Source organism: Roseovarius sp. CAU 1744 (assembly GCF_039839345.1).
Lineage (GTDB): Bacteria > Pseudomonadota > Alphaproteobacteria > Rhodobacterales > Rhodobacteraceae > Roseovarius.
In genome coordinates, this window is sequence record NZ_JBDOQV010000002.1 from 446,560 (window position 1) to 464,150 (window position 17,591).

The 17,591-nt window shown below is 62.3% G+C and carries 15 protein-coding genes; 9 read left to right on the plus strand and 6 right to left on the minus strand.

Going from position 1 to position 17,591, the window contains the following annotated elements:
- Window positions 1–31 precede the first annotated feature (31 nt).
- Window positions 32–235 carry a hypothetical protein gene (locus AAFO92_RS06100; protein ID WP_347533767.1) on the plus strand — a complete coding sequence of 68 codons (204 nt, stop codon included), beginning with the start codon at window positions 32–34 and terminating at the stop codon, window positions 233–235.
- Here the strand turns inward: AAFO92_RS06100 and AAFO92_RS06105 are convergent.
- Both AAFO92_RS06105 and AAFO92_RS06110 read right to left on the minus strand, forming a co-directional pair.
- Window positions 219–941, minus strand: coding sequence for an RlmE family RNA methyltransferase (locus tag AAFO92_RS06105; protein WP_347533768.1), 723 nt, complete (start codon window positions 939–941; stop codon window positions 219–221). The two genes, AAFO92_RS06100 and AAFO92_RS06105, sit on opposite strands and share 17 nt — an antisense overlap.
- The gene (locus tag AAFO92_RS06110) at window positions 941–2,053 is read right to left on the minus strand and encodes a Ppx/GppA phosphatase family protein (protein ID WP_347533769.1); all 1,113 of its coding nucleotides are present in this window, start codon (window positions 2,051–2,053) and stop codon (window positions 941–943) included. The genes AAFO92_RS06105 and AAFO92_RS06110 overlap by 1 nt, the downstream gene beginning before the upstream one ends.
- Before the next feature lie 237 nt (window positions 2,054–2,290).
- On the opposite strand from AAFO92_RS06110, the gene AAFO92_RS06115 reads away from it, so the two are divergent.
- The 4 genes from AAFO92_RS06115 (at window position 2,291) to AAFO92_RS06130 (ending at window position 5,281) form a co-directional block, all read left to right on the plus strand.
- The gene (locus tag AAFO92_RS06115) at window positions 2,291–2,587 is read left to right on the plus strand and encodes a virulence factor (protein WP_347533770.1); all 297 of its coding nucleotides are present in this window, start codon (window positions 2,291–2,293) and stop codon (window positions 2,585–2,587) included.
- A gap of 25 nt (window positions 2,588–2,612) precedes the next feature.
- The gene (locus tag AAFO92_RS06120; protein WP_347533771.1) at window positions 2,613–3,545 is read left to right on the plus strand and encodes a methylenetetrahydrofolate reductase; all 933 of its coding nucleotides are present in this window, start codon (window positions 2,613–2,615) and stop codon (window positions 3,543–3,545) included.
- A 3-nt stretch (window positions 3,546–3,548) separates the two neighbouring features.
- Window positions 3,549–4,619 carry a methyltetrahydrofolate cobalamin methyltransferase gene (locus AAFO92_RS06125; protein WP_347533772.1) on the plus strand — a complete coding sequence of 357 codons (1,071 nt, stop codon included), beginning with the start codon at window positions 3,549–3,551 and terminating at the stop codon, window positions 4,617–4,619.
- Between the two features lie 374 nt (window positions 4,620–4,993).
- On the plus strand, window positions 4,994–5,281 hold the full coding sequence (locus AAFO92_RS06130) for a hypothetical protein (RefSeq protein ID WP_347533773.1): 288 nt from the start codon (window positions 4,994–4,996) through the stop codon (window positions 5,279–5,281).
- 142 nt (window positions 5,282–5,423) lie between these two features.
- On the opposite strand, the gene AAFO92_RS06135 is transcribed toward AAFO92_RS06130, so the two are convergent.
- A complete protein-coding gene (locus AAFO92_RS06135) occupies window positions 5,424–6,029 on the minus strand; it encodes a response regulator transcription factor (RefSeq protein ID WP_347533774.1) in 606 nt (201 codons plus the stop codon).
- Between the two features lie 239 nt (window positions 6,030–6,268).
- On the opposite strand from AAFO92_RS06135, the gene AAFO92_RS06140 reads away from it, so the two are divergent.
- The 3 genes from AAFO92_RS06140 (at window position 6,269) to AAFO92_RS06150 (ending at window position 10,391) form a co-directional block, all read left to right on the plus strand.
- The gene (locus AAFO92_RS06140; protein ID WP_347533775.1) at window positions 6,269–6,754 is read left to right on the plus strand and encodes a molybdopterin-dependent oxidoreductase; all 486 of its coding nucleotides are present in this window, start codon (window positions 6,269–6,271) and stop codon (window positions 6,752–6,754) included.
- Between the two features lie 33 nt (window positions 6,755–6,787).
- Window positions 6,788–9,328: an ATP-binding protein gene (locus tag AAFO92_RS06145; RefSeq protein ID WP_347533776.1), complete on the plus strand. Its 2,541-nt coding sequence runs from the start codon at window positions 6,788–6,790 to the stop codon at window positions 9,326–9,328.
- Between the two features lie 79 nt (window positions 9,329–9,407).
- The gene (locus AAFO92_RS06150) at window positions 9,408–10,391 is read left to right on the plus strand and encodes a LysR family transcriptional regulator (RefSeq protein WP_347533777.1); all 984 of its coding nucleotides are present in this window, start codon (window positions 9,408–9,410) and stop codon (window positions 10,389–10,391) included.
- A 64-nt stretch (window positions 10,392–10,455) separates the two neighbouring features.
- Here AAFO92_RS06150 and AAFO92_RS06155 read toward each other — a convergent pair whose 3' ends face one another.
- The gene (locus AAFO92_RS06155; protein ID WP_347533779.1) at window positions 10,456–11,310 is read right to left on the minus strand and encodes a DUF4394 domain-containing protein; all 855 of its coding nucleotides are present in this window, start codon (window positions 11,308–11,310) and stop codon (window positions 10,456–10,458) included.
- A 190-nt stretch (window positions 11,311–11,500) separates the two neighbouring features.
- Window positions 11,501–13,018 (minus strand): trimethylamine methyltransferase family protein, encoded by a 1,518-nt coding sequence (locus AAFO92_RS06160; protein WP_347533780.1) that lies wholly within the window; start codon window positions 13,016–13,018, stop codon window positions 11,501–11,503.
- Between the two features lie 183 nt (window positions 13,019–13,201).
- Here AAFO92_RS06160 and AAFO92_RS06165 point away from each other — a divergent pair, with 183 nt between their 5' ends.
- On the plus strand, window positions 13,202–15,604 hold the full coding sequence (locus AAFO92_RS06165) for an FAD-dependent oxidoreductase (protein WP_347533782.1): 2,403 nt from the start codon (window positions 13,202–13,204) through the stop codon (window positions 15,602–15,604).
- A 51-nt stretch (window positions 15,605–15,655) separates the two neighbouring features.
- Here AAFO92_RS06165 and AAFO92_RS06170 read toward each other — a convergent pair whose 3' ends face one another.
- Window positions 15,656–17,539 carry a PhoX family phosphatase gene (locus AAFO92_RS06170; RefSeq protein WP_347533783.1) on the minus strand — a complete coding sequence of 628 codons (1,884 nt, stop codon included), beginning with the start codon at window positions 17,537–17,539 and terminating at the stop codon, window positions 15,656–15,658.
- Between the last annotated feature and the right edge of the window lie 52 nt (window positions 17,540–17,591).

A 17,591-nucleotide genomic window follows, 5' to 3' on the forward strand; every position in this document is an offset into this window, starting at 1 on the left:
AAAAAGCCACGCGCTCACGCACGAGGGGTCGATGGACAAACCGGACCGCATAGCTTCACAGCTGCGTCACGCCCGCCTGTTCGAACTGATCCGCCAGGACAACATCCTGCGGGCCGCCAATCGCGCCGCGCCGCCACGGGAGGATCTGGAACGATCACAGATCCAGCGGTTTCTGGCACGCGCCGACAGATCGTTCAACACCGATACCGGCAAAGCGTCTAGTTCTCGCCCCTGAACCCCGTGGCCACGACGAATTTTTCCGAGCTGTCCGATCTCGATGCCGGCGGCTTGACATTGGCCACCTTGGCAAAGCGCTGCTTTAGGATCTTCTGCAATTCGCCCTCTGCCCCGCCGGCCAGCACCTTGGACACGAAGGTGCCGCCCTGTTCCAGCACGTCAAAGGCCAGCCAGGCCGCCGCCTCGCACAGCGCCATGATCCGCAGATGGTCGGTCTGTTTGTGACCCGAGGACGCCGCCGCCATGTCCGACATCACCACATCGGCCTTGCCGCCCAGCCATTGCTTGACCTTGTCGTCGGCACCGTCTTCCATGAAATCAAGGACATGGAATTCGCAACCGGCCAGCGGCTCGACCTCCAGCAGGTCCACCCCGATGATCCGGCCCACCGCCTTGCCGGATTTCTCGCCCAGGGCATTCACCCGTGGCACCGCCACCTGGCACCAGCCGCCCGGCGCGCAGCCCAGGTCAACCACCCGCGCCCCCGGCACCAGGAACCGGTACTTGTCATCCAGTTCCATGATCTTGAACGCCGCCCGACCGCGGTACCCCTCGGCCTGGGCACGCTTGACATAGGGATCGTTCAACTGACGTTGCAGCCAGCGGGTTGACGACGCACGGCGTCCGCGCGCGGTCTTGACCTTGACCGTCAGATCGCGCTGCCCGCGCCCCGAAGTGTTCTTGCCATCCGGCCCCTTCGCCATCACGCATCCCCATCCGTCAACACACCATCCTCCGACATCTGCGCATAAAGCATCCCCTCGCGCAGCCCCCTGTCCGCCACCGACAGCCGATCCGTCGGCCAGCAGCGCAGGAGCGCCTGCAGGATCGCCGCGCCCGACATGATCAGCGCCTGCCGGTCCATCCCGATCCGCGGATCGCGCCGGCGCCCGGCGGGCCCAAGCGCCAGGTAGTTGCGGATCACCTTGTCGATCTCGTCACTGGTCATGCGCAGCCCGTCCACCTTGTTGCGGTCATACCGCTTGAGGCCAAGATGGCTGGCCGCCACCGTCGTCACCGTGCCGCTGGTCCCGACGATCTGGAACCCCTCGCGCGGCGGTTCGTCCTTGTAGGGGGCGAACTCGGCCAGGTTCTCCTCGAAGAACCAGCTCATCAGCGCGAACCGGGCGCTGTCATCCTCGACATCGTTGAACTGGTCGCGCAACGTCGCCACGCCCAGCGGTACGCTGATCCAGTCCACCACCCTTGCCGCCGGACGTTCGCGGGACGCGGCGTGAAACCCGTTATGCATCCGCATGATGGATTTCGGCCGCTCCGCCGGGGGGACATCCGTCAGGTCGATCCACACCAGCTCGGTCGAGCCGCCGCCGATATCGACCACCAACAGCTGATCGGTGTTGCGGCTGACCAGCGGCGCACAGGAAACGACGGCCAGCTGCGCCTCTTCCTGGGGTTCGATGATATCCAGCTGCAACCCGGTCTCGCGCCGCACCCGGGCCATGAATTCGCTGCCGTTGCTGGCGCGGCGGCAGGCCTCGGTCGCCACCAGGCGCATCCGTTTGACGCGATGCCGTTTCAGCTTTTGCTGGCATACCCTCAGCGCCTGAATCGTCCGGTAGATCGACGAGCGCGACAGCCGCCCCGAGCGTTCTAGCCCGGCGCCCAGCTGTACCGATTTCGAGAAGCTGTCGACCACCACGAACTGACTGCCCTGCGGCTGGGCAATCAGCATACGACAACTGTTTGTTCCCAGATCCAGCGCCGCGTAGAGGTTGGCTGGATCGGGCGAGCTCAGTGCGGGGCTCTCTACCGTTTCAGGGATCGCGCCCGCACCTTCGGGACGCTTGGGCGTCATGACGTCACGCCCTCCATTTCGAGTTGCCCCCAAACTAATTCCAATCCGTTCGTCGCGCAAGCATTGGCGATATCGATCATGATCTTGAGATATTTTCACAATTTCTGCGGTAGCCGCGCCCGTCGGGTGTAAGCTAGGGTGCGCGCGTCGTTCATGATCGCAAACTTGTCGAAAATGGATGTCGCATTTGAACCATGCTGCTTTAGAGAAAGGCAACTGGGCAAAGAGGAATCAGCCATGGTTGACGTAACCATCGTGTACTGGCGGGACATTCCCGCACAGGTGATTGTCGGCAAGGGCCGCCGGGGCGCGAAAAAGCAGCTGCCGGAACGGTTCGAACAGGCTATCGACCGCGCCGCCATGAAGGTGAACGCGAAAAGCACCGATGATTACCTGGCCGAATGGCGCAAGGCCGATCCCTACCCGGTCGAAGGAGATGCCGATCAGGTGGCCGAAACCGAGGCCGCCCGGCTGGACGCCGAATATGATCAGGACCGGATCAAGGCCCTGATCGCCAATGATGGCTGGGCATGAGCCCGAATATTGATGGGAGGCCGCAATGGCTCTTTTGAACTTCCGCAAGCGCGAAAAACCGGGGACGCCCTCAGTCAATGGTCAGGTCGAGGCATTCCTCAGGGATTACTCGATCGAGGTGATGCCTCGGACCGCTGAGAAGGTCGAGGATTTCCGCGAACTGCTGCCCGCCGGCACCCGTGTCTACATCGCCCATATCGAGGGCACACCGATCGAGGACATGGTCGCCACCGCCAAGCGCGTCAACGCCGAAGGCTACAAGGTGATGCCGCATTTCCCGGCGCGCATCATCAAGGATCAGAAAACGCTGGCCGACTGGATCGCCCGTTACCAGGGCGAGGCGGATGTCGACCAGGCGCTGCTGCTTGCGGGCGGTGTGACCGAACCGCATGGCGATTTCCACAGCTCGATGCAGCTGCTGGAATCGGGAGAGTTCGACAAGGCCGGATTCAAGCGCCTGCATGTCGCCGGGCATCCCGAGGGCAACAGGGATATTGACCCCGACGGTTCGATGAAGAATGTCGAGGACGCACTGCGCTGGAAACAGAAGTTTTCCGAGACCACCGATGCCGAGATGGCGCTAGCCACGCAGTTTGCCTTCGACGCCAAGCCGATCATCGCCTGGGCGGACAACCTGGCCGCCGCGGGCATCACACTGCCGATCCACATCGGTATCGCTGGCCCCGCCAAGCTGCAGACGCTGATCAAGTTCGCCATCGCCTGTGGCGTCGGCCCGTCGCTGAAGGTGTTGCAGAAACGCGCGATGGACGTGACCAAGCTGCTGCTGCCCTACGAGCCCACCGAGGTGATCGCGGAGCTGGCCGCCCACAAGGCCGCCAACCCCGATTTCAATATCACCAACGTGCATTTCTTCCCGCTGGGCGGAATCAAGACCAACGCCACCTGGGCGATTGAAAACGGGGGCACATCGACCGTTCCCGCCAACCAACAAGGATAAGACATGACCCGCACCATCGTCGAAAGCAAAACCAAGACCGCCGTCATCGGGTTTGATGAACCGTTCTGCGTGATCGGGGAACGGATCAACCCGACGGGCCGCAAGAAGCTGGCGGCCGAGCTGGAAGCGGGCGATTTCTCGACCGTGGAATCGGATGCGCTCGCGCAGGCCGCCGCCGGGGCGACGGTTCTCGATATCAACGCGGGCGTGGTCTATAACTCCAACCCCAACCCGAACGAGACCGAGCCGCCGCTGATGACCAAGATGGTCGAGCTGGTCCAGGGGCTGGTCGATCTGCCGCTTTGCATCGACAGTTCGGTGCCGGGTGCGCTGGAGGCTGGCCTGCAAGCCGCCGAGGGCCGCCCTCTGCTGAATTCGGTCACCGGCGAGGAAGACCGGCTGGAACTGGTGCTGCCACTGGTCAAGAAGTTCAACGTGCCGGTGGTGGCGATCTCGAACGACGACACCGGTATCTCCGAGGATCCCGACGTGCGCTTTGCCGTCGCCAAGAAGATCGTCGAACGCGCGGCGGATTTCGGTATCCCGGCGCATGACATCGTGGTCGATCCGCTGGTCATGCCGATCGGTGCGATGGCGACTGCCGGTCAGCAGGTCTTCACCCTGGTGCGCCGCCTGCGCGAGGAACTGGGCGTGAACACCACCTGCGGCGCATCCAATATCTCGTTCGGCCTGCCCAACAGGCATGGCATCAACAACGCCTTCCTGCCGATGGCGATGGGTGCCGGGATGACCTCGGCCATCATGAACCCGATTGCACTGCCGGTGAAACCGTCCGAGATCGAGGCCAAGAAGGCCGAAATCGCCGCCGCCGGTATCGTGCTGCCCGAGGACATGGATGAAGAAAGCTTCTGCCAGCTCTTTGGCCTGGGATCGACCAAGGCCAAGGCAGGCAAGGAGATGGAGGCGATCATGGCCGCCAACTTCCTGACCAATAACGACCCGCATGGCGGCAACTGGATCAAGTTCAACAAGGCCCCGCCGAAGCCCGGCGAAGAAGCCGGCGCCCGCGGTGGCCGTGGCGGCCGCGCCGGGGGCCGCCGCCGCCGCGCCTGATCGCGGATATAGACAAACGAAGGCCCCGTCAGGTAGCGGGGTCTTTTTTTGTTCGGAATGTCCGCTCCGAGCCCAAAGCGGCCATGGCACCCTTGCCCGGAATCTAGGCGCGCAGCGCCCGACCGCCCTTATGGGCGGGCGCTTTTTCGAAGTTACAAACCCAATACTCGTTGGAGGTGTGTGTCACCATAAAGCGCGACTAGCATACGTAGCTGCGCCCACCCGCGGTCTGTCACTGCCCTCTGTTGTGAAGGTCCGTTTCGTCCCGCTTAGCGCTTGATGCTGCGGGCTGCACCAAGGTCTGTTTGCCATACTCTTGCCAATTTTCCGGGCCACAGTAGGGAAGGCACAAAACGTAATTGCAGAATCAAGACATGGCCGATCGAAAGTCATTTCAGGAGAGGCTGGTGCGCATCGCACCGAGAGTAAGTCGCGGAAGTCGCCCAGAGTCGGCTTCTCATCCAGAAGCGGGTGTGATTTCCTGGATTGTCTCCGTCGTGGTTGACATCGCCTTTAATGGATGGGCCTTTTTCTTGTCTGGCTTGGCGTTTGTTGTTTTCGCCGGTCTGTTTTTTTTGGATTTCTTTGGCATCGAAGTTGGCCTGATGGTCGCCGTAGCACTCGCAGCTTTTCTCTTTTTCGTTCTGAAGTCTGAGCTTTAAATTTTCTCAAAGATACGGCTGTGCGGCGACCGACTGACCAAACACACTGATTTGCAAATGAAGTTGGAAACACCCACTAGCGCTGCTGCTGCGAAGGCTCACTTTGTCCGCCAAGCAGACACAGACACGCCCACGGTTTCGGCTACATCAACCCCAGGTCGCGCCCCAGCATGGCAGCGTGAGTCCGGTTGCGCGCGCCAAGCTTGCGCGACAGCGTCTTGACATGAAGCTTGACGGTCACTTCCTGGATATCCAGGTCACGGGCGATCTCCTTGTTTGATTTCCCCTCTGTAATCCCCAGAAGCACGTCGCGTTCCCGCGGGGTCAGGGTGACATCGGCCTCATCCGCGCCCTCGTCATTCAGGAACTCCAGCGGCATGTAGACCTCGCCGGTCAGCATGTGCCGCACCGCGTTGACCAGGGATTGCGGCGCAAGCGTCTTGGGCAGAAACCCGACAGCCCCCGAGGAAAGCGCGCGGCGGGCAACATCAGGCGTGGCCGTTCCGGACAGAATAGCCACCGGATACCCCGTCTGCGAACGCATCCGCGCCAGGCCTGAAAGCGAATCCATCCCCGGCATCGAATAGTCCAGCATCGCCAGTTCAAACGGACCTTCCCTGCGCGCCACCTCCAGTGCTTCGTCCAGGTTCTGCGCCGTCGACACGTCGAATCCGCCCTGCAGACGCAGATAATCCGCAATCGTCTCGCGAACCAATTCATGATCGTCTGCCAGAAGTAATTTCCGCATGAGCGTTCTTTCGGTAACCATATAAAGTTCGGTACTTCGCAGCTTCGATTTCCCATAGCTGCGCAAGCCTGCAAGACGCGCGTTTTGTGCTTCAGTTTTTTTTGTAATGCCAGTCGATAATACGCGCTGGCTATACGATTGCATAGGGGGATGGTGCCGCCGGCCCGAAGCTGATTTCATTTTCTTTCCTGATCCGTTTGGAATCGTTAACGAATATGGTCAAAGCTAACAACTTATCCATGTTATTTTCTGTCATTTTCCTGACCGTTTCGGGCTTGATTGACACTGCGGCTGCAAATCAGCAGCCGGTCTTGCTGACCATCAATATCGAAGGAGATGACGGGCGCGAAGACAAGATCGTGACATTCACCAGATCCGACCTGATGGCACTGCCGGCGGTCACGTTTGAAACCAGCACGAACTGGACTGCGGGCACCCCTCATTTCACGGGCGTCGCCTTACGCAGTCTGCTGGACCCGCTGGACGTCACGGACGGCGAAATTGAACTTATCGCGATCAATCACTACAGTGTTTTCCTGCCGCTTGATGATCCCACCAGTGACGGGGCGATGCTGGCCTATCTGATGAACGGCAAACCGATGTCCGCCCGTGGCAAGGGCCCGCTCTGGCTGGTCTACGACTACGATTCCGACCGGAAATTCCGGACAGAGTCGGTCTATTCGCGCAGCGTCTGGCAACTGGACCGGATCATCATTTCGCGGTAGCAAAAGATTGCTGCCGGATCGAACGGAGGTTTCTTGGCGATACGAAAGCTGATCAGACGCATCATGGCCCGGCGCACCCAGCTGACCCTGCTGAGCGTGGCCGCGGCGCTGTGCCTTCTGGCCACTGTCATTCTGACCACGCAAGTATTCCTGAAACTCGACGAGTATCGTACGGCCCACAGCGATAACATCCAGTGGTCTGTGGCCAAGCTGGAAGTCGAACATGCACGATACCTTCACGCCATCGAACGCCTGACCCCCACCGATCCGGCCACCCTGGCCGATCTGCGGATGCGTTTCGACATCTTCTACAGCCGGGTCTTCACGCTGTCGTCGGCGGAAACGTACCAGGAAGCACTCAGCTCCAACCGCGCGCAGGAACTTGTCGCGACCCTGCGCGACGGCGCCGACCGGCAGGCCGACCTGATTGACGGCCCCGAATCCTCGGTGTTCCGGCGCCGCGACGAATTGCTGGCGATGGCCGACGACCTTGTCCAGACAACACAACGCCTGTCCAGCGTCGGCATCGCCTATGACGTGAACCGGCGTGAAACCCAGCGAACCGTGCTGGCCAACAAGCTGGTTCAGATGATCGCGCTCAGCCTGGTCCTGCTGGCAACGCTTTCCGCCCTGCTTGCGCTCTTCTGGCAGCTTTACATCCGGTACCGCCGCCGGGCGATGCAGAACCGCAATACGCTTAACCGGCTTGCGACGATCATCAACACGTCGCAGGACGCGATTATCGTGATGAACCCGTCCGGCGCGGTACTCGAAGGTAACAGGATCGCCAAGACGATCTTCGGGTTGCCGCATGACGGCAAGAACCGACCCGACATTTCGGAAATTCTGTTCAAGGCAGATGCCAACGGTACCCTGAACCCGGTGACCGGTGAGATGCTGATCAGATCGTGCGCCAATGGTCCCAACCTCTGTACCAAGCTATCCGCGCGCGACAATTCCGGGCGCATCTTTCCGGTCGAGATGTCGGCAAACCTGGCGTCGCGCTCGGGCGACAATGTCTGCGTCTGTTTCCTGCGCGACATCTCGCAGCGGGTCGCCACCGAAGCCGAGATGCGCGCCGCCCGCGACAAGGCGCTTGCCGGGGAAAGGGCCAAGGCCCGTTTCCTGGGCATGATCAGCCACGAGATGCGCACCCCGCTCAACGGCATTCTCGGCGCGCTCGACCTGCTCGACGAAACCCAACTGTCGCCAGAGCAGGCCCGCTATACCCAGATCATGCAATCCTCGGGGCAGCTGGTGCTCAACCAGATCAACGATGCGCTCGAAGTCACCCAGGCCGAGGGCGAGCCGCTGAGCCTGGTCAGCGACCACTTTGACCTGGATGGGCTGTTGACGGAACTGCTGCAGGGTCAGCAGGCCCAGGCGCTGGCCCATGGCAACACCGTCGAGCTGATACGCTCGACCGTTCCGCTTGGCAGCGTAACGGGGGATCCGAACCGGCTGCATCAGGTGCTTCTCAACCTCTTGTCGAATGCAATCAAATTCACCCGTGGCGGGCTGATCACCATCGAGGTCACCCGCCTTGGCCCGGTGGAAGCGCCGTCTGACGAGGTCGAATTCCAGATCAGCGACACCGGCATGGGCATCGACGAACGGGACCTGAGCCGCATTTTCGAGGATTTCGTGCGGCTGGACGACAACGGCGGCGCCGAAGGCACGGGGCTTGGACTTGGTATCGCCAAGCACCTCGTCACGCTGATGGGCGGCGAGATCGGTGCCGAAAGCGAACGCCACGAGGGCAGCCTGTTCTGGGTGCGTCTGCCCCTGCCGCGCGCGAACGATAGCGATGATATCGCCGACGCGGCGCGCCTGCATCAGATCCCGGCACGGGAACTGGACATCCTGGTGGTCGAAGACAACGACAGCAGCCGTTTCGTCCTGCACGAGATGCTGCGAAAGGACGGGCATCAGGTCGTGCTGGCCACAGACGGGCATGAGGGTGTGACCGAAGCCGGCAAGCGGCGTTTCGACCTGATCCTGATGGATATCAACATGCCCGGTCTCGACGGGATCGAAGCCACAAGGCAGATACGGACCGGCGATGGCCCGTCCCGCGACAGCCGCATCGTGGCGCTGACCGCGCATTTCCAGCCGGAACTCAACGAGCGTTTCCGCGGGGTTCAGATTGATGCCATCTGCACCAAGCCGCTGCGCCGCGCCGCCCTGCGTGACATCCTGGCCGGTGGTCCCGTCCGCGAGGCGCCCAGGCCCGGACCGGCCAGCGTCGACACCCAGGTGCTGGATCAACTCTATGCCGTGCTGCCGGTGAAAAACCTGACCCGTGTGCTGGATGCCTTCGTCGCCGAGGGCCAGGGTATTGTCGACAGGCTGGACGCGGCCAAGGTGGTTCCGGGTCAGGAACTGGCCGCTGAACTGCATCAGTTTGCCGGCTCGGCGGCTACTTTCGGGGCGGTGGCGCTGCAATCCGCCCTTTTCCGCGCCGAAATCGCCGCGCGCTCCGACGATACCGAGGCGTTGCGGCGCGTTCTGGCCACCCTGCCCGACCTCTGGCGCGACACGCTGAGCCAGATCGACAGCCGCCGCGCCGCCTAGTCACGGTCAATCATCGCTTTACTTTCGATCCCGTCAAATGTTCATTCAGAGAAGTTAGAAATGAACGCTGGCATGTCCGATGAAGAAATCCCAGCTCAGTCTCAAGTGGCTCGAAGTCTTTCAGCTGGTTGCGCGCAGCGGATCGGTGCAGACGGCGGCTGCACAGGCCGGGCTATCCGTCAGTACCGTGTCGCACCACCTGTCCAAGCTTGAGGACGTGCTAGGCGCGCCGCTGTTCGACCATAGCCGCCGGCCCATGCCGGTCACGCCCACCGGTGCGAATTTCTTGCGCAATGTGGACGAGGCCATGAGCCTGCTGCGCCACGCGGAAATCGAGGCACAATCCGGCCCGCTCTCTGATGCGCGCCATCTCAGCCTGGCGCTGGTCGAGGATTTCGACAGCGAGATCGCGCCGGAACTGGCCCGCATCCTGCTGACACAATTGCCGGGGTGCAGTTTCCGGCAACTGACCCGGCCCAGCCACGATATCCTGACCCTGCTGCGCAACCAGGACGTCGACATCGGGATCGCCACGCGCCCGCAATTCAGCCAGCCCGGGCTGGTGGAGGCGCCCCTGCTGCGCGATCCCTTCGTGCTGGCGGTGCCGCTGGACGCCGCCACCGCGCCCGAGGAGTTCCTGAGCGGCACCAGCCCCCTGCCCTTCCTGCGCTACAGTCAGAGCCAGATCATCGGCGCGATGATCGAGGCGCAGCTGCGGCGATTGCGCATTTCGCTGCCCAACAGGTTCGAGTTCGAGAGCAACCAGTCGATCATGAACATGGTGGCCGAAGGATGTGGCTGGGCTATCACCACGCCCGCCTGCTACGCCCGCGACGGGCGCTTTCACCGGCAGCTGCGCCTGGTTCCCTTTCCCGGCAAGGGGTTTTCGCGCACCCTTTCCGCCTTCATGCCCGAGGTTCACGACACCCGGACCAGCGCCACGGTCATCGCCACCCTGCGGCAACTGATTCAGACCCGGGCCATCGACCCGGCAGTCGCACAACTGCCCTGGCTGGCCGGCCAGTTCTGCCTGTTGACGGCCCCCCCGCAGCCAGATCTTTGATGGCCCGCATCAACGCAAAGGGCCGCCCCGAAGGACGGCCCGAAACTCGTATGTCGAGTGGTGGCTACTTGTGTTGCTGCACCGCGAGGCCGCTGAAGCCCCCCATGCCAAGATCGCTGATCAGCGTGGCTTCGCCGGTATCGAGATTGATCGTGTAGAACCCGGCACTGTCCGCGCCTTCCATTTGCAGAATGGCATAGGCGGCGTTCTCATCTTCGGCCGGCGACTTGATGTCGAAACCGCCCCAGGGTGAAATATCGGCCGGCGCCCCGCCGATCATCACCTTGCCGATGGTATCCAGCGTACCCTTGTTGTTGGCCAGGCTGATCAGCGCATCGGTTTCCGCGTCCAGCGCATATTGGAACGTGCTGCCCGCGGTCTTGTCGTTGATCGCGTTGGTATAGGCGTTGGCGAATACCATCGGTTTGGCGCCCGCGTTGGCGTCGCCATCGGCATAGGCCAGGCTGGTAAAGCGGCGCACCGAGTTGGCCTTTTCATCGCCGCCGCCGAACCCGTCGGGGAAATAGACCAGGTTGTCGCCATTGGTCGAAACCGCGCGCACGGCGTCGATCTTGTTGTTGAAGTCCAGCGCGACCATGGCATCGTCAGCGATTTTCGCGTCTTCCATGAACGTCGCGCCCAAGTCGGTCAACGCGCCCGAGGCGGTGTCGATCACATAGATCGTGCCATCGGCAAAACCCAGCAGTTCCTGCGTCACCGGACGCCAGGCAATCGCGTCCAGTTCCTCGGACAACGCAAAGGTTTCAACCTCGCCCGGCTTCTTGATGTCGCCCATCACCACCAGCGTCTTGCCGTTTTCGGCCAGCGCATAGCCTTTGTCACTGGCATGTCCGGCGGCGAACAGGGAGCTGGCGGTAAGCGCCAGAACCGAGACGGCTGTTAACGTGCGAAATGTCATAACTATCCTCTCTCATCGTTTTCACCGCGCGCGAAGGGCACCCGGTATGTTTTGAAGCCACGATGCAGGAAGGCAAAAAGTTTCAGCCGTGCATAAATTCCTTGCCCCAACAATGGGTCAGAGCCGCCATTCAGGGGCATAGATAGCAAGATATTCTTGTTTCTTCTGATACTTACGGGTTTAAATTAACTCACAACAGGATTTTGAAGTTTTTTCGGATTTCCGCGTCCACTGGATCGCTCAGATAGGCAGGATGATGCGTGGCCAACACCTTCTGCGCCTTCTCGCGCGCCCTCTCCCAGGCGTCGGGCGCCCCCTTGTCCTGCCACGATTTCGGATCGTCCCGATCTGCCAGTGCAGGATAGAAATAGTCGCGCTCCATCGCCGCCATGGTCTGCGCACCGCCCAGGAAATGCCCCTCGCCCAACACCGCCTCGCAAATCGCGTCATAGCCCAGGTTCTGCTCACTCACCTCGATCCCGCGCAGCGCCCGGTAGGTGGCCGAGTGCATTTCGTCGTCCAGAATGAAGGCCTCGAAACTCGCCCCCAGCAGGGAGGCCATCATCCCTGAGCTTTCGTAGATCAGATTGCCCCCGGCCAGCGCTGCCGCCAAAGAGGTAATGCCCTTTTCGATCCCGTATTGCGCATCGACCGCCTTGGCATCGGTCATCGAGGCGGCCACGCCCGACGGCAGGCCCAACCAGTTCGACAATTGCGCCGAGGCGGCGTTCAACACGGCGATCTCTCCGCCGCCCCCCGCGAAGGCCCCGGTACGCAGGTCGATCACGAGCGGCCAGTTGGAAAAGACCATCGGATGGCCGGGCTTGATGACGTTGACCATGACTAGGCTGGCCAGGGTTTCCGCCAGAGACTGCGCCAGGAACCCGGCCAGGGTTGCCGGGGCGGTGGCCCCTGCCTGTGCCGCGGTAATGCAGGACACCGGGATGTTGTGTTTCAGGCATTCAAAGGTCACGTCCACCGCGTCCTCTCCGTAGCGCATCGGAGAGATCACCGGGCTGATATGCGCCTTGACAAACGGACGGGCGGCAAAGGCGCCCTTGCCACCGGCGGCGATATCGAACATCTCGACGATGGGGCCGACATGTTCGGCCAGGGTAAACGCCGTGGCAACCGGCTTGGTGGTGTTCCTGAGCAGCGCATAGGCGGTGTTCACGTCCAGGTCATACGGGTCCGGCACATCCGTCGCGATGCAGCAACGGGTGAACCAGCTGACATTGGCAAGCGTGTCCTGCAGCCGGGCAAAATCATGCAGGTCGCGCAGGGTCGAGGCGCGATAGACATGCGTTTCCAGGTCCAGCACTTGCACCGCCGCACCGCCAGTGCCAAAATGCACCGCATCCCCGCCCACCTGGATCGAGCGCGCCGGGTCGCGGGCGTGAAAGGTGAATGTCTTTGCCGCCTTCGCGATCATCTCCTTGACCAGCGCCGGCGGCAGGCTGATCCGTTCATTGTCCAGCGGAACGGCCCCGGCCGAGATCAGCACATCCGCCAGCCGCCCGGGCACCTCGCCCATGCCCAGATGTTCAAGCAGGCGCAGGGCGGTGTCGTAGATATCGCGCATTTCCGCGTCCGTCAGCGGTTTGTACCGCCCGCCCGGCTGACCCGGCGGCGCCGGATTGGCTGCCGGACCCGCGGCGCGCTTTGCCATGCGTTCCCGCCGGCCCGATCTGCGGTTGGTGACCGCCATGCTGTTTGCCTCCGTTAGCCCGAGATGGCTCATTGGAAATCAGGCAGCGCCCTTCCGGCAAGGAGAATTCGCGCCGTAGCAATTAATCGAATTTCTGTTTCGATAACTTGGAAACTCGCGCCGCACCATTGACCCGAAACGGTTTTCGCGGCCTCTGATCATCTCAGATGAATGGAGAGACCCATGAAAACCCAGACCCGTTGCGTTGTGATCGGCGGTGGCATCGCCGGCTGCTCGACCCTCTACCACCTCACGCAAGAGGGTTGGACCGACGTGGTGCTGGTAGAGCGTGACGAACTGACATCCGGCACCACATGGCATTCCGCCGCGCAGGTGACGAATTTCGGCATGAACCAGACGATGGTTGGGCTCAAAACCCATTCGATCAACCTTTACAAAGAGTTGGCGGACGATCCTGACTATCCGATCAACTACCATCACGGCGATGGCGGCATCCGGCTGGCCAACACGCAGGCGCAGATGGACGGCTATCGCCATTTCGCCTCGATGGCGCGCGGCATGGATGTGCATTTCGAGGTGATCGACGCCGAGGAATGCGCCCGCCGCCACCCGCTGATTTCCACCGACAACCTGCTGGGCGGCCTTTGGGACCCGATGGATGGTGATATCGACCCCGCGCAGCTCTGTCAGGCGCTTGCCCGCCGGGCCCGGAACGCGGGCGCCGAGGTCTATCGCAACACGCCCGTGACCGGCCTCAGCCAACACAAGGATGACAGTTGGACCGTGCACACGACCAAGGGCGACATATCCTGCGAAGTGGTGGTCAACGCCTGCGGATACCGTGTCAACGAGGTGGGTGCGATGATGGGGGTGCACCATCCGGTCATGTCGATGGAACACCAGTATTTCCTGACCGAGCCGATCCAGGCGATCATCGACGCAGGCCACCGGATGCCGCTGCTGCGCTGCCCGATCAGCGACTATTACTGCCGGCAGGAGAAAAACGGCCTGCTCGTCGGGTTTTACGAACAGGAGTGCAAGACCTGGGGCATGGACGGGATCGACCCGAATTTCGTCAACGCGCTCTGCCCCGACGACCTGGACCGGGTGACGGATGTGCTGGAGGGCGCCTTCGCCCGGATGCCCGCACTGACCGAGGTGGGCATTCATACCGTGGTCAACGGCCCGATCACCTATACGATCGACGGCGCGCCGCTGGTCGGCCCGATCCCGGGCAGGCGCAACGCGTTCTGCATCATCGGGCTGCGCGCGGGGCTGGGCGAAGGCGGCGGCCACGGCTGGCTGCTGGCACAGCAGATCGTGCATGGCGAGGCCTGTTACGACACCTGGGTGCTTGACCCGCGCCGGTTTACCGGCCACGGCAATGTCGAACTCTGCGCGCTCAAGGCGATCGAGGATTACCAGAACGAATTCCGGTTCCATTTCCCGCATGAGCACCGCCCAGCCGGCCGCCCGGCCAAGACCACGCCGCTGACGCCGATCCTGGCCGCCGAAGGTGCGGAATTTACCGTGGTGAACGGCTGGGAAAGGGCGGATTACTTCAGACCCACCCCGGAATTTCACGAAACACATTCGTTCAAGTTCAACGAGGTATTCGACGTTGTTAAAGCTGAAATTGCCTCTGTCCAATCGGGCGTTGGTCTGGCCGAGGTCAACGGGTTCAACCGCATTGAGCTGACCGGCAGCGGCGTGCATGACTTCCTGGATCGGATGATCTGCGGGCGTGTGCCGCGCAAGGCGGGTCGCGTGGGGCTGGGCTATCTGCTCAACCATCACGGCATGGTCAAATCCGAGGCCACCATCGCCAACCTGCCGGATGGACGGGTCTGGTACGGCTCTGCCGCCGCCGCGGAATGGCACGACATGGATTGGCTGCAGACCCATCTGCGCCCGGGTGAGGATATGCAGATCCGCGCGCTGACCAATGACCAGACCATTCTGGTTCTCGCGGGGCCGAAATCGCGTGACGTGATGCGGGCGGTCAGCCGCGCCGACTGGTCCGATGACGCCTTTCCCTGGCTCTCGGTCAGGGAATGTTTCATCGGCATCGCCCCCGCCACGGTCATGTCGGTCAGTTTCTCGGGCGAGCGTGCCTATGAAATTCACGTCCCCAACAACCAGCTCTATGCGGCCTACCTGGCGCTGCGCAAGGCGGGCGCGGATCACGACCTCGGCCTTTTCGGGGCGCGCGCGGTCGAATCGATGCGGCTGGAGATGGGGTATCTGCACTGGAAATCCGACATCCTGACCGAATTCGACCCGTTCGAGACCGGGCTTGGGCGTTTCGTGAACATGGACAAGGATTTCATCGGCAAGGCCGCGGTGCAGGAACGCCTGGCCAATGGCCCCAGCAGAAGGCTTGTCACGCTGGAAGTGCATGGCACCGAGGCTCCGGCGCATCCGGGTGCGTCGCTGATGGATGGGGATAAGGTCGTGGGCACCGTCACCTCGGGCGACTGGGGGCACCGCGTCGGCAAGAACCTCGCCTATGCCTTTGTCGCGCCGGATCTCGCAGCGCCAGGTACGCGGACCAGCATCGACATCATCGGGCAGCTGGTTCCGGCCACGGTGATCGAAGACGGCCCCTACCCCCGGCAATTCTGACGCCGGGCGCAGGGACCGCGCACTCTTGACCTGTACAAAAAGCTAAACCCGTTACCCCACCAAACCGCCATCTTCGCGTTCGACCACGATCACGGCTGACCGCGGCAACCGTCCCTCGCCATCCGGGAACGGCGCGTCCGGGTGCTGGATGCCGACGAACATCGCGCGCCGGTCCGCCGACCAGCAGAGCCCTGTCACCTCGGACCCTTTCGGCCCGGTCAGAAAGCGTTCGATCCGCCCGGAAACCGGATCGCCCAGCAACATCTGGTTGTTGCCCATCCCGGCGAAATCGCCTTCGTTGCTGTCCTTGCCGTCGGTCTGGATCCAGACCATGCCGGTGCTGTCGAACTGCATCCCGTCCGGTGAGTTGAAGAGGTTGCCCTCGTTGATGTTGTCGGAACCGGCATTGGCATCCTGATGCACCAGCGGGTTTCCGGCCATCACATACAGATCCCATGCAAAGCGGGTATCGGCATGGTCATCATTGGCGGGATACCAGCGGACGATCTGGCCATAGCGGTTCTCGGCCCGCGGGTTGGGGCCGTTCATGGGCGTCTCGTCACCCCCCGCATTCGGTTTCACGCCGCGGTTCTTGTTGTTGGTCAGGCAGCAATAGGCCTCGACCTCGACCGGGTTCACCGACACCCATTCCGGGCGGTCCATCGTGGTCGCCTGCACGTTCGACGCGGCAGCCCGCGTGAAAATGGCGATCTGGGCGGTATCCATCCCCGTGGCCTCTGGTGTCAGCGCCAGCCACTCGCCTGTCCCGTCATCGTGGAACCTGGCCGCATAGAGCTGCCCGTCATCCAGCAGGCCATCCGTGGACGCGCCCGGCGTGTAAATGCCGTTCGAGACAAATTTATACAGGTATTCGCCGCGTTCATCGTCACCCATATAGACAACCACGCGCCCGTCGGGTGCCAGGGTAACGGCGGCATTTTCGTGCTTGAACCGGCCCAGCCCCGTGTGCTTGACCGGGGTCGAGGCCGGATCCGCCGGATCAATCTCGACCACATAGCCGACACGGTGCGGTTCATTGGGGTTCCTGGCGATGTCGAACCGCGGATCGAACCGGTGATAATCATAGCCCCAGCCCTTTGTGCCGACCCCGTAGCGTTGGTATCCGTCGGGCAGCGCGATATCCGGGTCGGAGGACCCGAAATAGCCGTTGAAGTTTTCCTCGCAGGTCAGGAAGGTACCCCAGGGGGTGCGCCCCGAACCGCAATTGTTGAACGTCCCAAGGGAGCTGGTCCCGGTCGGGTCGGCCTCGGTCTTCAGCAGGTCGTGCCCCGCCGCCGGGCCGGCGATCCGCATCGGGGTCAGGTGGGTGATGCGCCGGTTCAACGGGCTGTCGACGACCACCTCCCAGCCCTGCTCGTTCCGGGCGATTTCCATCACCGAAACACCCTGAAGCTTTTGCAGCTTTTCGACGTCGCTGGCAGAATCCGGTGTGCCCTCGGCGCGTTGCGGCAGGTTGATGTCGCGATTGGAATATTCGTGGTTCACCGCGATCACCTGGCGGTCGCCGATGGTGAAGGTTTCCATACCGTCGGTGTTTTCGCCAAATATGCGGTCCGCACCTTCGGCGCCGCCACCGGTGGCATTGTCAAAGGCAGGCGCATCCGAGAACAACGGGTCGCCCCAGCGGATCAGGACCTGCCAGCGGTAGCCTTCGGGAACATGCACGGTGCTGTCTGTCTGCGCGCGGATCGGAACAAAGCGGAACCGGTTTCCGGCACGGGCGGGCATCGCGGTCGAGGAGACCAGCGCGCCCATCGCCGAGGCGCCCGATCCCATCGCCAGGACGCCGCCAAGGAAGCTGCGCCGCGTCAGGGCGGCCTCGACGACGCGGTCAAACGTGGTTTCTTGCGGGCGGGGATCATTCATTTCGTCCCATGCGTCGGCGGACAGGGTGTTCAGATCAATGTCGTTCATGGCTCTGCCTATAATCTGGGTCGATGCTCTGCCTGAGAATCTAGCTGATTCC

Bases quoted from the DNA above. Each gene is read 5' to 3' on its own strand.
- AAFO92_RS06100 (WP_347533767.1), top strand. From the start codon at position 32: ATGGACAAACCGGACCGCATAGCTTCACAGCTGCGTCACGCCCGCCTG.
- AAFO92_RS06105 (WP_347533768.1), bottom strand. From the start codon at position 941: ATGGCGAAGGGGCCGGATGGCAAGAACACTTCGGGGCGCGGGCAGCGC.
- AAFO92_RS06110 (WP_347533769.1), bottom strand. From the start codon at position 2,053: ATGACGCCCAAGCGTCCCGAAGGTGCGGGCGCGATCCCTGAAACGGTA.
- AAFO92_RS06115 (WP_347533770.1), top strand. From the start codon at position 2,291: ATGGTTGACGTAACCATCGTGTACTGGCGGGACATTCCCGCACAGGTG.
- AAFO92_RS06120 (WP_347533771.1), top strand. From the start codon at position 2,613: ATGGCTCTTTTGAACTTCCGCAAGCGCGAAAAACCGGGGACGCCCTCA.
- AAFO92_RS06125 (WP_347533772.1), top strand. From the start codon at position 3,549: ATGACCCGCACCATCGTCGAAAGCAAAACCAAGACCGCCGTCATCGGG.
- AAFO92_RS06130 (WP_347533773.1), top strand. From the start codon at position 4,994: ATGGCCGATCGAAAGTCATTTCAGGAGAGGCTGGTGCGCATCGCACCG.
- AAFO92_RS06135 (WP_347533774.1), bottom strand. From the start codon at position 6,029: ATGCGGAAATTACTTCTGGCAGACGATCATGAATTGGTTCGCGAGACG.
- AAFO92_RS06140 (WP_347533775.1), top strand. From the start codon at position 6,269: ATGTTATTTTCTGTCATTTTCCTGACCGTTTCGGGCTTGATTGACACT.
- AAFO92_RS06150 (WP_347533777.1), top strand. From the start codon at position 9,408: ATGAAGAAATCCCAGCTCAGTCTCAAGTGGCTCGAAGTCTTTCAGCTG.
- AAFO92_RS06155 (WP_347533779.1), bottom strand. From the start codon at position 11,310: ATGACATTTCGCACGTTAACAGCCGTCTCGGTTCTGGCGCTTACCGCC.
- AAFO92_RS06160 (WP_347533780.1), bottom strand. From the start codon at position 13,018: ATGGCGGTCACCAACCGCAGATCGGGCCGGCGGGAACGCATGGCAAAG.
- AAFO92_RS06165 (WP_347533782.1), top strand. From the start codon at position 13,202: ATGAAAACCCAGACCCGTTGCGTTGTGATCGGCGGTGGCATCGCCGGC.
- AAFO92_RS06170 (WP_347533783.1), bottom strand. From the start codon at position 17,539: ATGAACGACATTGATCTGAACACCCTGTCCGCCGACGCATGGGACGAA.